This window comes from Pseudomonas sp. Pdm06, from assembly GCF_014851795.1.
GTDB classification, from domain to species: domain Bacteria; phylum Pseudomonadota; class Gammaproteobacteria; order Pseudomonadales; family Pseudomonadaceae; genus Aquipseudomonas; species Aquipseudomonas fluorescens_AA.
The window spans coordinates 87,246-102,757 of sequence record NZ_JACVAH010000007.1 but is presented as its reverse complement, the minus strand read 5'-3'; the positions used below and the strand labels follow the sequence as shown (position 1 = coordinate 102,757).

Annotated in this window: 9 protein-coding genes; 2 read left to right on the top strand and 7 right to left on the bottom strand. The window is 62.0% G+C overall.

Annotated elements, in window-relative coordinates:
- Positions 1-13: 13 nt before the first annotated feature.
- Together IB266_RS13455 and IB266_RS13450 are read right to left on the bottom strand one after the other, a co-directional pair.
- Positions 14-1,636 carry an ABC transporter substrate-binding protein gene (locus IB266_RS13455; RefSeq protein ID WP_192261492.1) on the bottom strand — a complete coding sequence of 541 codons (1,623 nt, stop codon included), beginning with the start codon at positions 1,634-1,636 and terminating at the stop codon, positions 14-16.
- A gap of 71 nt (positions 1,637-1,707) precedes the next feature.
- Positions 1,708-2,862, bottom strand: a complete 1,155-nt coding sequence (locus tag IB266_RS13450; protein WP_192261491.1) for a mandelate racemase family protein — start codon at positions 2,860-2,862, stop codon at positions 1,708-1,710.
- A gap of 514 nt (positions 2,863-3,376) precedes the next feature.
- Here IB266_RS13450 and IB266_RS13445 point away from each other — a divergent pair.
- Complete coding sequence (locus IB266_RS13445; protein ID WP_192261490.1) at positions 3,377-4,372, top strand: TRAP transporter substrate-binding protein; 996 nt, start codon at positions 3,377-3,379, stop codon at positions 4,370-4,372.
- 136 nt (positions 4,373-4,508) lie between these two features.
- On the top strand, positions 4,509-6,416 hold the full coding sequence (locus tag IB266_RS13440; protein ID WP_192261489.1) for an alkaline phosphatase D family protein: 1,908 nt from the start codon (positions 4,509-4,511) through the stop codon (positions 6,414-6,416).
- A 145-nt stretch (positions 6,417-6,561) separates the two neighbouring features.
- On the opposite strand, the gene IB266_RS13435 is transcribed toward IB266_RS13440, so the two are convergent.
- From IB266_RS13435 to IB266_RS13415, 5 genes are all read right to left on the bottom strand, one after another.
- Positions 6,562-7,062, bottom strand: a complete 501-nt coding sequence (locus IB266_RS13435) for a methylated-DNA--[protein]-cysteine S-methyltransferase (RefSeq protein ID WP_060739135.1) — start codon at positions 7,060-7,062, stop codon at positions 6,562-6,564.
- An 82-nt stretch (positions 7,063-7,144) separates the two neighbouring features.
- Positions 7,145-9,880, bottom strand: a complete 2,736-nt coding sequence (locus IB266_RS13430; protein ID WP_192261488.1) for a LuxR C-terminal-related transcriptional regulator — start codon at positions 9,878-9,880, stop codon at positions 7,145-7,147.
- Between the two features lie 363 nt (positions 9,881-10,243).
- A complete protein-coding gene (locus tag IB266_RS13425) occupies positions 10,244-11,608 on the bottom strand; it encodes a DUF1329 domain-containing protein (protein WP_192261487.1) in 1,365 nt (454 codons plus the stop codon).
- Positions 11,609-11,633: 25 nt separating this feature from the next.
- Positions 11,634-13,490, bottom strand: coding sequence for a DUF1302 domain-containing protein (locus tag IB266_RS13420; protein ID WP_192261486.1), 1,857 nt, complete (start codon positions 13,488-13,490; stop codon positions 11,634-11,636).
- 331 nt (positions 13,491-13,821) lie between these two features.
- Positions 13,822-15,504, bottom strand: coding sequence for a fatty acid--CoA ligase (locus IB266_RS13415; protein ID WP_192261485.1), 1,683 nt, complete (start codon positions 15,502-15,504; stop codon positions 13,822-13,824).
- Positions 15,505-15,512: the final 8 nt, after the last annotated feature.

Below are 15,512 nucleotides of genomic sequence, written 5' to 3'. Positions count from 1 at the left end.
GTGGCCGTCGATTTCAGCGCTGCTTGTAGACGTCCCGAAGACGTGTGGTGGCGGCGGTGTGGCCGATGTAGTTGCGCACGTCGGCGTGGATCACCACTTCGTCCACCATCTGTGAAAGCGGCATGATCGCCCCGGCCTGTTGGTCGTAGAGGGTCTGGATCTGCCCATAGATTTCGCGCTGGCGCTCGGGGTCACGTTCGCGCTCGGCTTGCTCGATCAGTTGATTGAGCTGCGGGTTGAAGAACGAGGTGCGCCAGCCCTGGAAGTTGCTCAGCTTGGCTTCGGTGCGGTTGTCCGGGTTGTACACCAGGGCCCGCAGGCTCGAGTGGGGATGCCGCTCCGCCCCGCCACCGCCACGCCCGACGAGGATGTCGAACTGGCGGTCGCGCATCGCGCCATAGATCTGGTTGCCGGTGCCGGTGATGATCGTCGCCTGGATCCCCGCCTGGGCCAGCGTCGCTTGCAGGCTGGTGGCGATGTTGATGAACGGCGGATCGGTCAGCGAACGGATGGTCACCTTGAAGCCTTCGGCATGCCCGGCCGCCGCCAACAGGCGCTTGGCTTCGGCCACGTCCAGGCGATAGCCCGGGTCGTCCAGGCGTGCCGGCAGCCCCAACTGCAAGGGCCGCTGATTGATCACGCCGTAGTGCGGCATGACCACGTCGTTGATGCCCTGGTAATCGATCAGCAGGCGGATGGCCTGGCGTACGCGGATGTCTTGGAACAACGGCTGCTGCATGCTCATCGCCACGTAGTACAGCGTGCCGCGGGCGATGCTCTGGATGCGTACTTCGTCGACCTTGCCCAACGCCTTGATGTCGGTGGCGGCCATGCCGCGGGCGACGTCCAGGTCACCGCGCTCGACCATCAGGCGCAGGGCCTGGGACTCGGTCATGTTGCGCATGATCACCCGGCGCAACTTCGCCGCGCCGCGCCAATAGTCGTCATTGCGACTCATCAGGATCACGTCGTTGGCCCGCCAGATGTCGAGCTTGAACGCGCCGGAGCCGGCCGTGTGCGTCGCCAGCCACGCCGCGCCTTGGTCGTCGCCGACCTGATGTTGCAAGGCGACCGAGCGATCGATGATGAAAGCACTGGGAGAGGTGGCCAGGGTGTTGAGCACCAGCATCGGGTCAGTGACGCGTGGCAACTCCATGACAAAGGTGTGCGGCCCTTCGGCGCGCATCAGTTTGACGACGTTGTCGGCGGTGAAACCGTAGGCTTTCCAGGTGGAAGCCAGGGCGCGGTTGAGGGTGACAACGCGCTGCAACGACCAGGCGACGTCTTGGGCGGTGAGCGGCGCGCCGGAGTGAAAACGCACGTCGTCGCGCAATTGGAAGGTCAGCCGCATGCGGTCGGGGCTAATGTCCCAGGTTTTCGCCAGGGCCGGAATCAGCGTGTCCGGCTGCGCCGCGTCCTGCTCCAGGAGCATGTCGTAGACGTTGGCGTTGACCTCGGCGACCTCCAGCCCCGTCGCCGCGGCAGGGTCCAGGGACAGCAGGTTGATCATGCTCATGCCCACCACCAATTGGTCGGGGGGCGTTTCGCCTTGGGCCAGGCTGACGGGCACCTGCACTGCGCACAGGGCCACGGTGACACACAGCAGCCTGGTCAGGCGCTTGGGCCAGAGATTCATGGTTCAGTCCTTTCTTATATTTATAAAGACTTGTCGCCCGGGCAGCCATCGACCTCAGGCGTGGAACAGGATCAATGTCGAGATATGGTGTTGGCCTCGATATACGCGAAGTTGATGTCCTCGCCCAACCCCGGCCGGTCGGACAGGTGTACAAAACCGTCGGCGTCCATGGGATCGACGATGCTGTTGAGGTGCGCCGGGACGTCTTCATAGTCGAGGAACGGGTGCAGCAGGCCGCGCTCGTACCAGCGGCAATTGCTGATCGCCCCGACCACCGCCAGGTTCGCCGCGCCATTGCCGTGGACCTCGCAATCCATGCCGAACGACTCGGCCAGGTGCGCCACCTTCAGGCACGGCCCGATACCCCCGACCCCGGCCACGCCGGCACGCAGGATGTCACAGGACTTCTGGGTGACCCAACTGGCGCGGCTATGGAACTTGCCGGCGATGCTCTCCGGGCCCAGCACCGGGATGTCCAGGTTGGCGGCCAGCCAGGCATAGGACTCCGCCGAGTCTTCCATCATCGGCTCTTCGAACCAGGCGAAATTCAGCTTTTGCAGGGCCTTGCCAATGGTCAGCGCATCCATGCGACTGTACCAGTGGTAACCGTCGAGCATCAGCGCGATGTCCGGCCCCACTGCCTCACGCACGGCGGCGCAGGCCTGGATGTCCATTTGTGGATTCGGCGCGAAGGAAATCGGCGGCATCCAGGTGTGCAACTTGATGGCCTTGTAGCCGCGCTGCACCAGTTTCTCGGCAAATTGGCCGTACTCGTCCGGCGTCGACAACCCACCCGGCAAATCGTCGCCGCACATCGTCGAGCCGTACGCCGGGACCTTGTCGCGATAACCGCCAATCAGTTTATGCACCGGCAACTTGAGCTTGCGCCCGGCCAGATCCCACAAAGCCTGCTCCACCAGCGCCAGCGCCCGGTCGGTGAACTGCCCTGCGCTGCCGCGCTGCCAGTGCGCCAGGTCTTGCCAGATGCTTTCACGGTCCATCGGATCGCGGCCCACCAGCACTTTGCGCACGAAGGATTCGATGATGTGCGGACGAATCAACTCAGGCGGGCCAAAGGCATAACCCTCGCTGCCATCGTCGCAGCCGATTCGCAGCAAGGCCATCTTGATCATGACCTCATCGCCCGGATGGGCGTGACCGGCGCTGTCCTGGGCACGGCGCGAAGGTGTGGAAAAGACTTCGACGTGAACGCCTGTGATTCTCATAGAAGGGAGCACCCTGTTGTTATTGTTTATTTGTATGTCGTCATACAACGTAGCGGATTATTCTGACGTTTCACACGGACTGTCAACCCACAAAATCAATAAAAATTAATGAAACCTGGGATGAAAGAGAGAAATGAGATTATTTTTCTTGAGAGAAATCTAAAATGTCGTCATACCACATAACAAAAACAATACGACTCGCCCCGGGAGGGCCACGATGACGGGAGGACTGGAAACCGAGGCGGGAGAATAAAGATTTGTGGGCGTGAGCTTGCTCGCGATAGCGGTGTGCCTGGGCCGATGATGTTGGAGATGCCGCCATCATCGCGAGCAAGCTCGCTCCCACAAGGGGGCCGTGAACACCCGCTCCCACCTGGCAGAAGCCCGATGGTTTGCCCGCCGGAACACCTCACCCGGCAGTGGATGGTTTTTCTCCTAGACTGGACGTTGTCTGCTGTACGCCGGGTTCCGAAGAGGCCCGTACGATGAATGTAAAGGCAAAGGGAATTTCGCAATGCTCAAACCTGTATGGAAAGCGCTCGCCTGCACCCTGGCTTTCGGCGTGTGGGGCACGGCCATGGCGGCTGAGCCGATCGTCATCAAGTTCTCCCACGTGGTAGGCGACCAAACGCCCAAGGGCCAGGGCGCGTTGATGTTCAAGAAACTGGCGCAAGAGCGACTGCCGGGCAAAGTGAAGGTCGAGGTCTACCCCAACTCCACGCTGTACGGCGATGACAAGGAGATGGAAGCCCTGCTCCTGGGGGAGGTGCAGATCATTGCGCGGTCACTGGCCAAGTTCGATCAGTACACCAAGACCGTGCAGCTGTTCGACTTACCCTTTCTATTCGACGACATCGCCGCAGTAGACCGTTTCCAGCAAAGCCCCGAGGGCCAGAAACTGCTCAAGTCCATGGAAAGCAAGAACGTCACCGGCCTGGCCTATTGGCACAACGGCATGAAGCAGCTGTCGGCCAACAAGCCATTGCGCACCCCCGAGGATGCCCGCGGCCTGACGTTCCGGATACAGACCTCTGCGGTGCTGGAGGAGCAGTTCAAGGCGGTGGATGCCAAGGCCAAACCGATGATTTTCTCGGTGGTGTACCAGGGGCTGCGCACCGGCCTGGTCCACGGCACGGAAAATACCTATTCGAACTTCTACAACCAGAAGCTCAATGAGGTGCAGAAATACGTCACCGAATCCAACCACGGCATACTCGACTACATGTTGATCACCACGTCGGACTTCTGGAACGGCCTGCCGCCGGATATCCGCAGCGAGCTGGACAAGATCGTGGTCGAATCCACCGCCCATGCCAACCAGGAAGCGGAACGATTCAACCAACAGGACAAGCAGCACGTCCTGGACGCCAAGACCACCGAGATCATCACCCTCACGCCGCAAGAGCGCAGTATCTGGCGCGAACGAATGAAACCGGTATGGGCGAAGTTCGAGAAAGAGATCGGTCCGGACCTGATCAAGGCGGCCGAGGCTTCCAACAGCGCCCAGTGACATCACCAGGCTTGACACGTTCCTGTGGCGAGGAAGCTTGCTCCTTCGCCACAAAAGCGCCCACTCCCCCATCCCCAGCGGCATAGCACATTGCGTTATGATCCCCGCCTCTCCCTGAACAGAGCTTTTTTCGCGAATGCTGTCGTCCACTCCAGACATGACCTCTACCCTGCCCCCTGTTCTGGTCGGCCCGCTGTTACGGCGGCTGGAGCCTGCGCGCCTGGTGATGTGGTTGGTGGGCACGCGAGCGTTGGCGTTGACGCTGCGCATTGACGGTGTCGGCGACCTGGCACTCGATGCATCACGTTGCACCGTGGTGCCGGTGGGGCAACGGGCGTTTGTGCACTTGATCGATGTGACGCTCGACGCGCCCCTGCCTCAGGACGTGGCGATTGACTACGACCTGCTGGTGGACGGTGCACCCATCGCCGAGTGGGCGCCGCATCTGTTGCATGACGGCGCACAGCGCCCGAACTTGATGTTGCATTCGCGTATCGAGCAATTGGTCCACGGTTCCTGCCGCAAACCCCACTACCCGGCCAACGACGGCCTGCTCTGTGTCGACCGTCTGCTCGCGCAAGACCCGGCGCAACGCCCGGCACTGTTGATGATGAGTGGCGACCAGGTCTATGCCGACGATGTCGCAGGGCCCATGCTGCGGGCGATTCATGGGCTGATCGAACGCTTGGGGCTGTTCGAGGAATGCCTGGACGGCGCCGTCGTGGAAGACAGCGCCAAGCTCTACCAACACCCGGCCAGTTATTACCATCGCGCCGATTTGCTACCGGCATTGGAGAGCAACGAAACCCTGCGCGAGCGCTTTTTCGGCGGGGCGCGCAAGCCGATCTTCACCAGCAGCAGCGCCGATAATCACTTGGTGACCTTCGCCGAAGTCATGGCGATGTACCTGCTGGTGTGGTCGCCGGTGCCCTGGACACTGATCGCTGTGCAGCCCCCCGAACTGACCGTCGAGCGGCGCCAGCGCTACGACCTGGAACAACGACGCATCGACGCGTTCAAGACCGGGCTGGACGGCGTGGCGCGGGTATTTGCGCACTTGTCATGCCTGATGATTTTCGACGACCACGACATTACCGATGACTGGAATCTGTCCGCGCAGTGGGAGGAAACGGCCTACGGCCATCCGTTCTCCAAGCGCATCATCGGCAACGCCTTGATCGCCTACATGCTCTGCCAAGGCTGGGGCAACAACCCGGATGCCTTTGCGGACGTGCTCCCGCAAACCCTGGCCTTGAGCGACACCGCCCGCGACCGCTACCTCGACAGCGAACCACAGGATCAATTGATCGACACCCTGCTGGGTTTCCAGCAGTGGCATTACGTGCTACCGAGCACCCCGGCCCTGGTGGTGCTCGACACCCGCACCCGCCGCTGGCGCAGTGAGAACACCCTCAAGCAACCTTCCGGCCTGCTGGATTGGGAAGCCCTGAGCGAGTTGCAGCAAGAGTTGTTGGATCACCCCTCGGCCATCATCGTCTCACCGGCACCGATCTTCGGCGTGAAGCTGATCGAGACCGTGCAGCGGGTGTTCAGTTGGTGCGGTTATCCGTTGCTAGTGGACGCGGAAAACTGGATGGCCCATCGCGGCGCGGCCCAGGTGATTCTGAACATTTTCCGACATTCGCGCACTCCGGGTAATTACGTGGTGCTGTCGGGGGACGTGCATTATTCCTTCGTCTACGAGGTGCTGATCCCACACCGCAAGGGCGGCCCGCGTATCTGGCAGATCACCAGCAGCGGTATCAAGAATGAATTCCCGCCCGCGCTGCTGGAATGGTTCGACCGCCTGAACCGTTGGCTCTACTCCCCGCGCTCGCCCCTGAACTGGTTCACCAAGCGCCGCAGCATGCGCATCGTCCCCCACACCCCGGAACACGCCGAAGCGGGCGAACGGCTGTGGAACAGCGCCGGCATTGGCCAGGTGTTCTTCAACGAACAGGGCCAGCCCACGAAGATCTACCAGCACAACGCCAACGGCCAACCACCGACACGCATGCTGCCCCCCAAATCCCCACCAGCCTGAAACTGTTGTGGGAGCGAGCCTGCTCGCGATGACCGCGGCACAGCCAGCATCTAGGCAAGCTGACACGGCGCTATCGCGAGCAAGCTCGCTCCCACAGGGGACTGGGGATGGATGCAAAATCCACAGTCCCACAGGGAAGTGGCAGTCAGAACGCCAACTGCAGGGTCTGTTGGCCTTCGAGGCTGAGCAGCAATTGTTTGGCCGCCAAACCGCCAGCGAAGCCGGTGAGGCTGCCGGAGCTGCCGATGACGCGGTGGCACGGGGCGATGATCGAGATGGGGTTACGACCGTTGGCGGCGCCGACCGCCCGGACCGCTGTCGGTTGGCCGATCTGGACGGCGATGTCGCGGTAGCTGCGGGTTTCACCGAAAGGGATGGTCAGCAGTGCGTGCCACACTCGGACCTGGAAATCAGTGCCGGCAAAGTCCAGCTCCAGTTCGAAACGGCGGCGCTGGCCGGCGAAATACTCCAGCAACTGACGTTCGGTTTCCTTGAGGACCGGATGCTGGGTGTCTTCTTCCAAAGGCCCCAGGCGCACCCGGTTGAGCCGCTCGTTTTCCCACAGGATGGCCGCCAGTCTTGTCTCCCGGGCGACGAGGATCAGTTGGCCGACGGGGGACGGGATGGTTTTGTACAGAGGCAACATCGAGGGATTCCTTGTCAAAGCCTTTGTGGCAAGGGAGCTTACTCCCTAGCCACAGTTTTTTCTCACCGCCCCAAAACCTTGCTCAGCCCAACAACCCCAACGCCTTTGCCCGCGCCACCGCCTGGGTGCGGCGCTCGACGCCGAGTTTGCTGTTGATGTGGCTGGCGTGGGTCTTGACGGTGTGCAGCGAGATGAACAATTGCTCGCTGATCTCCTGGTTCGAACAACCTTGGGCAATCAGTTGCAACACCGCCCGCTCGCGACTGCTGAGGGTTTCGACAGGTGCCGCCGGGTCGACAGGCTGGGCCACCGTCGAGGGCAGGCGTTCGAGCAGATGTTCGCGCAACGTGCTGGGCGGTGCATGCAGCAGTTGTTCGCGAAACCATTCACTGTGCTTGCCAAACAACCACTCGAAGGGCTGCAACACCCCGCCGCTGGCGGCTTCGAAAGCTTGGGCCAGGGTACGGCGTGCTTCGGGCTCACGGCCGACGCTCAACAGCAAGGCGACCTTCTGGTTGAGCGCCATCACGCTGAGCATTTGCCGGCCGGTTTGCTGGCCGTGTTCAAGCAGGGCATCGAGTCGCCCTTCGGCAAGCATCGGTTGACCCCGGATGGATTCCAGCACCGCCTGCTGCAATTCGACATGCAGCGGCAGTTGCGGGTGGAATTCCGGTGGCGCGGCGGCCCGTTCGCCCGTGTAGGTCTGGCCCAAGCGGGCCAGCCAGGCTTCGGCCAGGTCGGTACGCCCCTGGGCCAGCCAGAGCTCGCATTTGACCAGGGTAATCATCGCCAGGTAATAGATCGGCGGAACGTCCCAGATGTGCATCAGGCGCTCGGCTTCAGCCAATTCGGCAAAGGCCCGGGCGAACTCACCGCCATAGCCTTCGATACGCGCGATCACGCAATGACCGATCAGCACGCTGATGTCGCGGCAGGCGCGGGCTTCGGTGAGGCCTGCCTGCAACCGCGCCAGGCCGACCTGGGGTTGCATGCGCAAGGTCAGCAGGAACCCCTCGTACATGATCAACCGCGCCCGCACCGCATAAAGCCGCTGGGGCGATAATTTATGCAAACGTTGCAAACCCTGGTGCACTTCGTCCAGCGCCCGCAGGATTTCCCCCCGTGCCTGCAAGACCCGGGCACGGTCGTAATGGGCCAGGGCCTCGAACAATGGGTTGCCAACCCGCTGCGCCAGCTCCAGGGAATCGCGGTTCAGGTTCCGGGCGCGCCACAGGTCGCCGTCGGCAATCGCCAGGTTCGACAAGGTGGACAGGCACATCAGCCGCTGGCCGTAGCGTTTTTGCGGCAGGCTCTCCAGGGCTTCGCTGCAATAACGCACGGTGGCCTCGCGATCGCCGCGGCCACGGGCGACGATGCCACTCAGGGCCAGCCATTGGGCAAGCATGGATTTTTGCGCGGTGGCAGAAGGGGCCGGCAGGAAGCGACTCAAGTGCGCGGCCAGCTCTTCGGCGGCGTCCAATTGACAGGCCAGGCCCAATGCCCAGCTGTAGAGCACGATCAGCCGCGGCGTGCTGATGAGCAGGCTGTCGGGCAAATCCATTTTCCAGCGCAGCAACATGCCGACGTTCTGCTCGGCCAGCAGTTGCTCCTCCGAAAGGTTCTGCACCAGGTTCGCCGCCACATCCAGGTGCCCGGCCCGCAGCGCCTGTTCCACGGCTTCGTCGATCAGGCCCTGGGCGTTGAACCAGCGACAGGCCCGCAGATGCAGGGTCGCGGCCGGGACCATGGCCGGCGCGCTGGGGCGACTGCGCAGCAGGTCGGAAAACAAGTGGTGATAACGGTACCAATGGCCATGCTCGTCCAGCGGCACCAGGAAGACCTGGTGGGCCGCCAGGTAACGCAGGATTTCGCCACTGTCATGGGCTTCGCGCACGGCATCGCACAGCGCGCTGCAAAAGCGTTCCTGAGGGGCCGTGTCGTAGAGAAACGCCTGCACCTCGGCGGGCAGGCAATCGATGACTTCTTCGAGCAGATAATCGCGGATCAGCCCCTCCCCACCGTGCAAAGCCTGGGGCAGCAGGCCTTCGCTGCCGGCCTCGGAGGCGGCCAGCAACCAGAACCGCAGCCCCGCCACCCAGCCTTCACTGCGCTGGATGAGGTTTTCCAGCGCCTCGCCGCGCAACGAGCTGCTGTGATGCTGGAGCAGGGTCAAGGCTTCGTCATGGGTCAGGCGCAGGTCTTGCTCGTTGAGTTCGAGCAATTGCCGCGACAGGCGCAGGCGCGCCAGGTGCCAGTCCGGGCGCTGGCGACTGGTGACGAGTACCAGCAAACCGTCAGGCAGGTGATTGAGGAAAAATTGCAGGCAGCGATCCAGCACCGGGCTTTGGGCCAGGTGGTAATCGTCGAGGACCAGCAACAAGGGATTGCGGGGCGATAAGTGCGCGGACAATTCGTCCAGCAAACCATCGAGCCATTCTTCGAAGGCAAAGGGTTGATGGCGCTGGCGCATTTTCAGCAGCCCCAGTGCCCGGCCGCCCAGTTGCGGGAAAAATGCCTGGAGCCCTTCGAGCAAGCGTTCCAGGAAACGCCCCGGATCGTTGTCCCGGGCACTGAGCCCCAGCCAGAGGCTTTGCCAATGGGCCGGCAGGCTCTGGCAGAACTCCACCGCCAGGGAGCTTTTACCAAACCCCGCCGGGGCACTGACCAACAGCAACCGCCCCCCGAGCCCGGCGCTCAAACGCTCGCACAACCGCGGCCGCGCGACATGGCCGTCGGGCAAGGGCGGGCGGTAGAAACGCCCGTCCTGTACCGCGATGGCTGCGCGGGCAGAATCCGGAAGTGAAGACAAATCAGTCATGGCCGGCTCTTGTAGGAATTCGGGTGGCGGCGTTGCAGATGTCCGCAGACTAGCGGTAAACGAGGAGGTATTGAAGGGAGTGCTACAAATGGCTACAAAAAGACTACAAGTCGACCGACTCTAAAAATTCAGGCGGCCACCGCTCTTGTGGCGAGGGAGCTTGCTCCCGCTGGGTTGCGAAGCAACCCGCAAGGCAGCGACTGCGTTGTACCTGACACAATGAGTAGGCTGGTTTGGGGCTGCTGCGCAGCCCAGCGGGAGCAAGCTCCCTCGCCACAGGGTTTTGTGTTGACTGATCGAACAAAAAAACGCCCCGAACCAGTCGGGGCGTTGTTTCGAGGATGCGGCCTCGGGTGGAGCAGTTTAGCGGATGCCGTCCTGGCGCAGTGCGTTCGGGGTGAAGTCGGCGGTGGTGGCGGTGAAGCCGAAGTCGTAGGCCGATTTCTCTTCGTTCTTCATGCCCAGCGCCAGGTAGCGGCCGGACTGCAGGTCGTAGAGGGTTTCCAGGGCGTACCACGGTACTTGCTTGTCGTAGTAGTTCTCGGCATGGGCCTCGGCCACGCGCCACAGTTGGCCACGACCGTCGTAATGGTCGATCACCGCGGCTTGCCAGGTGTCTTCATCGATGTAGAAGTCACGCTTGGCGTAGATGTGGCGCTGGCCTTCCTTCAGGGTCGCAGTCACATGCCAGACGCGACGCAGCTCGTAGCGGGTCAGGTCCTGGTTGATGTGGCCGGCCTTGATGATGTCGGCGTACTTGAGTTGCGGCGAATCGATCCTGTAGCTGTTGGCGGCGATGTACAGCTCTTTCTTGCCTTCCAGTTTCCAGTCGTAGCGGTCCGGTGCGCCGTTGTACATGTCCAGGTTGTCGGAGGTACGCAGGCCGTCGGCGGCAGTACCCGGGCCGTCATAGGACACTTGCGGGGCACGGCGCACACGGCGCTGGCCAGCGTTGTAGACCCACGCCGAACGCGGCTCCTTCACTTGGTCGAGGGTCTCGTGCACCAGCAGCACGCCACCGGCCAGGCGCGCCGGCGCGGTCACTTGTTGCTTGAAGTAGAACAGGATGTTGCCAGGGTTGGCCGGATCGAAATCCTTCATCTTGTCGCGGAACACGAACTGGTCGCGGAAGTACACCAGGCTGTACGAACCGTTGGGCTGCGGGGTGGCTTGGGTGACCAGGCGCGTCACGCTGCCGCCGCGATAGCGGGTGATGTGGTTCCAGATGACTTCGACGCCGCTCTGGGGAATCGGGAACGGCACGGCCGTCTCGAAGTTTTCCAGGCCGTTGCCGCCGGAAACCAGCTTGGTGTTGACCGCATTCTTCTTGATGGAGGCGAACACCTCGTCCGGCACGGTGGCGCCGCGATGGGTCGGGTAGACCGGCATCTTGAAGGTTTCCGGGTAGCGCTTGAACATCGCGTACTGGCCCGGGGCGAGTTTGGCCTTGTATTGCTCGACGTTCTGCGCAGTGATGGTGAACAACGGCTTTTCAGTCGGGAACGGGTCGGCCAGGAAGCCCTTGCTGTCCACGGCAGCGGCGTTCTTGGCCATGGGTTTCCAGGCCGAGATCGAGCCATCGGCATTGCCGGCCATCTCGGCGCCCATCGGCGTCAGGCTCTTGCCCAGCTTGTCGGCATCGGCCGCGGGTACTGCCGCCATGACGCTGGCGGCCAGCAGGGATAACCCCAAGACACCGACCTGCAACAGATTCTTTGTTATTTTCATAGTGTGTCGTCCTGAAATACGGTGCTTAGAAGGTCACGCCGACGCTGAGCGCCAGGAAGTCACGATCGTCCACAGTGCTGAAGTCGCCACCAAAGAAGTTGGTGTAGGCCAGGCTGGCGTTGTAGGTGTTCTGGTACTCGGCATCCAGCCCGAGGCTGACGGCTTTGCGGCCTTCTTCGAAGTTGCCGCCAGGGCCTGGCGAGTAGCCTTTGACGTCATGGGACCAGGCCACGTTGGGCTTGAGGTTCACGCCAGCGAACACGTCCGGGTATTCCCAGATGGCGCGAGCACGGTAGCCCCAGGACGTGGAGGTGGTGAAGCCGTCGTTGTTGCAGTTGCTGTTCACGTCGTTGATGGTCTGGCCGCCGCCCGTCGCAGTAGACGTATTGAGCGAGTTACAGAAACCGTTGGGCAGTTCGCCCGGACCGAACACCGGATCACGGCCATAGCGAGCGTCGGATTTGCTTTCCAGGCCGCCGACATGGGTCACCCCGATTTCACCCACCAGGGTCAGGCGGCTGGCGCCCATGACTTGATCGAGGAAGTGCGTGAATGTGGTCTGGAACTGAGTGATCTCTTTACGGCGATAGCCATGCAGGTCTTGGCCCGGCGTGCCCTGGAGCACCGATGCATCACCAAATCCGGGAAGTGGCGTCACACCGGCGAAGAGGATATCAGTGGTGCTCAGTTGCACAGGTGCATTCGGGCGGTAGCTGATCTCACCGCTCCATGCCGTGCCGGTAGGCAGTGTCGTGGAGAAACTCAGGCCATAGAGACGGATATCTTCCGGGTATTCGACGAAGTAGTTGGAGTTACCCGCCACGATCAGAGGACGCAGTGCCGCGATTGGCCCCGCGGTGTAGAACTGCTGCGCAGCCCCTTGGGCACTGAAAATCGGCGCACGGCTGTGGTAGTTCATGAAGTAGGCACCGAACTCGGTGTCCAGTGGTTCGAACATGTACTTCAACGATGCGCCCCACTGGCCGCTGTCGCGGGCATCGCGGTCCGGGCCACGGCGTACCAGCACGCCTTCTTCGTTGATATCGACACCCTGGCCTTCCAATATTGGAAGAATGACGCCCGGCAGCGGAATGGTCGAACGCTTGTTAAGCACCCGCAGGTTATCGGTGCAACCGTCGGCAATCACATCCGGCTGGGAGAAGAACGTACCGCAGTTATCCACCACGGTCTGGTCCCATTCAATCTGGTAGAACGCCTCGGCCGACAGGTTGTCGGTCAGGCTCTGGGACACGTAGAACATGTTGACCGGGATCAGGCCTTCCTTGATCTCGGCGCCAGGACGACGGAACGCGGACACGTCGACCGGGTTGATGGAGTTGATGCCGCCCTGGATGAACGTGCTTTCACCCCAACTGACCACCTGCTTGCCCAGGCGCACAGAGCCTGGCTGATCGGCAATGGCATAGTTGTGGTAGACGAACGCATCGAGGATCTGCCCGCCGGAGGACTTGGCGCCTTCCTTGCGGTTGCTGTCGCTGATGTCCTTGTACAGGCGGTGTTCGTCCTTGAGTTCGAAGTCGTACCAGTACTTGCCACGCACGAACACGCCGGTATCGCCGTATTTCAGTTCCAGGTCATGGATGCCCTTGAAGATCTTCGAGAAGGTTTCCCCTCGCTTGAAGTTCAAGTGGCCGTCATCGGAGGTCTGCGACAAACCCTTGCCGCCATTGTTGACGCCGATCAGGTCCTTGTTGGCGTTGGCCGTGGACCAGCTCGCGCCGACCGACAGGGACGAGTCGAACTGGCCTTCGATTTCACCGATGTTGAAACTGACGCCGAATGCTGGCCCGGCGAGCGAAGAGGCGAGACTGACCGCCAGAGGCAGTTTTGCCCGGCGCCAGAACGTGGTTGCTGAGGTCATCGACGCTACTCCATGTGCATTATTGTTATGGCAATGGACATTTCAAAAACACCTCGGCGGCAGGGAGCGGCAGCGTCCCGATATCCGTCGAAGTCGCATCGCCCTTTCGTGCGTGCGCCCCGTTCTTGAGAATCCGTGAGCGGACTATAGCCAGCAGGTAGTACGGCTTGATCCCTCTAAAGTGTGATTTGCAGCCCGCGACCACTCTGGAACAGTCCTTTCGCCAGTCCGACAGATGTCGGCACGGCAAGGATGGCTGAAATTTGCGGTTTGACAAGGCAAGCGCTTGCTTGGTGGGGCTGCCGTGCCCTTTCGGGCACGGCAAAAAGACCTAAAGCGTGGACAGGAAGGTGCTGTTGTTGCTCTGCCATTCGGTGATGTCGACGCGGATACGCTTCTTGTCGAGCTTGCCGACGCTGGTCTTGGGAATTTCCGTAACAAGGGCGATCTGGCTCGGGATCGCCCACTTGCTCAAGTGCCCCAGCTCGACGAACGGCTTGAGGTGTTCCTTGAGTTCGCGAGCCCCGATCTCATGCCCTTCCCGAACCACCAGCAAGGCAAACGGCCGCTCGCCCCACTGCGGATCGGGAATGCCGACCACTGCTACTTCGCGTACCGCCACATGACGGCTGATGAGGTCTTCCAGGTCCAGGGAGGAGATCCATTCGCCACCGGTCTTGATCACGTCCTTGATACGGTCGCGGATGTCGATGAAGCCCATGTTGTCCAGCGTGGCGACGTCGCCGGTGTGCAGCCAGCCGCCGGCCCAGAGCTCGGCGCCCTTCTGCGGCTCGTTGAAATAGCCCTCGGTGAGCCACGGCGCGCGCAGCACCAGTTCGCCCTGGGTCTCGCCGTCGGCGGGCAGGAAACGCCCCTCGGTGTCGACGATCGCCGCCTCCACCAGCGGCCCCGGCACGCCGGCCTTGATCCGGTAGGTGGTGCGCTCGTCCTCGCTGCCGGCCATCAATTCGTCGTTGAGGTGGGCGCAGGACACCAGCGGGCCGGTTTCCGACATGCCGTAGGCGGCGGTGAGCTGGATGCCCCGCGCCTTGGCCGCTTCGTACAGGCTGCGATTCAGCGCGCTGCCGCCGATGACGATCTTCCAGCCGCCGAAGTCAGTGTCCTGGGCGCCCTTGGCATTGAGGACCATTTGCAGGATGGTTGGCACGCAATGGGAAAAGGTGACATTTTCCTTGCGCCACAGCTGGACCAGGAATTCGGGGTCGTAGCGACCCGGGTAGACCTGCTTGAGCCCGAGCATGGTCGCCACGTAGGGCAAGCCCCAGGCATGGACGTGGAACATCGGTGTGATCGGCATGTACACGTCGTTGGTGCCCAGCAGCCGCACGCTGTCGATGGCCCCCATGATGGTCGCCACGCCCATGGTGTGCAGCACCAGTTGCCGATGGGTGAAGTAAACGCCCTTGGGGTTGCCCGTGGTGCCGGTGGTGTAGAACGTGGTGGCGACGGAGTTTTCGTCGAAATCCTGGAAATCGTAGGTGGGCGCCGCGGCGGCCAGCAATTGCTCGTATTCACCCACCAGGTTCGGCAGGTCGGCGGTTTTTTCCGGCAGGTCGGTCAGCAGCAGGGTCTTGTCCACCGTGGTCAGGTGCCCGGCTATCGCCTGGTACAAGCCGACGAACTCGCTGTTGACCAGCACGAAGCGGTCCTCGGCGTGGTTCATCGTGTAGACGATCTGCTCCGGTGACAGGCGCACGTTGATGGTGTGGATCACCGCGCCGATCATCGGGATCGCGAACATGCATTCCAGGTAGCGATGGCTGTCCCAGTCCATCACCGCCACGGTATCGCCGGCCTTGACCCCCGCCTCGGTCAACACGTTGGCCAGGCGCGCGACCCGTTCGATCAGCGTCGGATAGCTGTAGCGCAACTGGTCACGGTAGACGATCTCGCGGGTTTTCTCGTAACGCGTACCGGACATCAGCAGCCGCTTGATCAGCAGCGGGTATTGATAGGCGCCTTCGGCTGGAGGAATAACGCGAGTCTGCAACATAAGAGTCC

Excerpts from the sequence above, each read along its gene's own strand:
- IB266_RS13425 (WP_192261487.1), bottom strand. The coding sequence starts at position 11,608 with ATGAAAATAACAAAGAATCTGTTGCAGGTCGGTGTCTTGGGGTTATCC.
- IB266_RS13420 (WP_192261486.1), bottom strand. The coding sequence starts at position 13,490 with ATGACCTCAGCAACCACGTTCTGGCGCCGGGCAAAACTGCCTCTGGCG.
- IB266_RS13435 (WP_060739135.1), bottom strand. The coding sequence starts at position 7,062 with ATGTTGCCTCTGTACAAAACCATCCCGTCCCCCGTCGGCCAACTGATC.
- IB266_RS13415 (WP_192261485.1), bottom strand. The coding sequence starts at position 15,504 with ATGTTGCAGACTCGCGTTATTCCTCCAGCCGAAGGCGCCTATCAATAC.
- IB266_RS13445 (WP_192261490.1), top strand. The coding sequence starts at position 3,377 with ATGCTCAAACCTGTATGGAAAGCGCTCGCCTGCACCCTGGCTTTCGGC.
- IB266_RS13450 (WP_192261491.1), bottom strand. The coding sequence starts at position 2,862 with ATGAGAATCACAGGCGTTCACGTCGAAGTCTTTTCCACACCTTCGCGC.
- IB266_RS13455 (WP_192261492.1), bottom strand. The coding sequence starts at position 1,636 with ATGAATCTCTGGCCCAAGCGCCTGACCAGGCTGCTGTGTGTCACCGTG.
- IB266_RS13430 (WP_192261488.1), bottom strand. The coding sequence starts at position 9,880 with ATGACTGATTTGTCTTCACTTCCGGATTCTGCCCGCGCAGCCATCGCG.
- IB266_RS13440 (WP_192261489.1), top strand. The coding sequence starts at position 4,509 with ATGCTGTCGTCCACTCCAGACATGACCTCTACCCTGCCCCCTGTTCTG.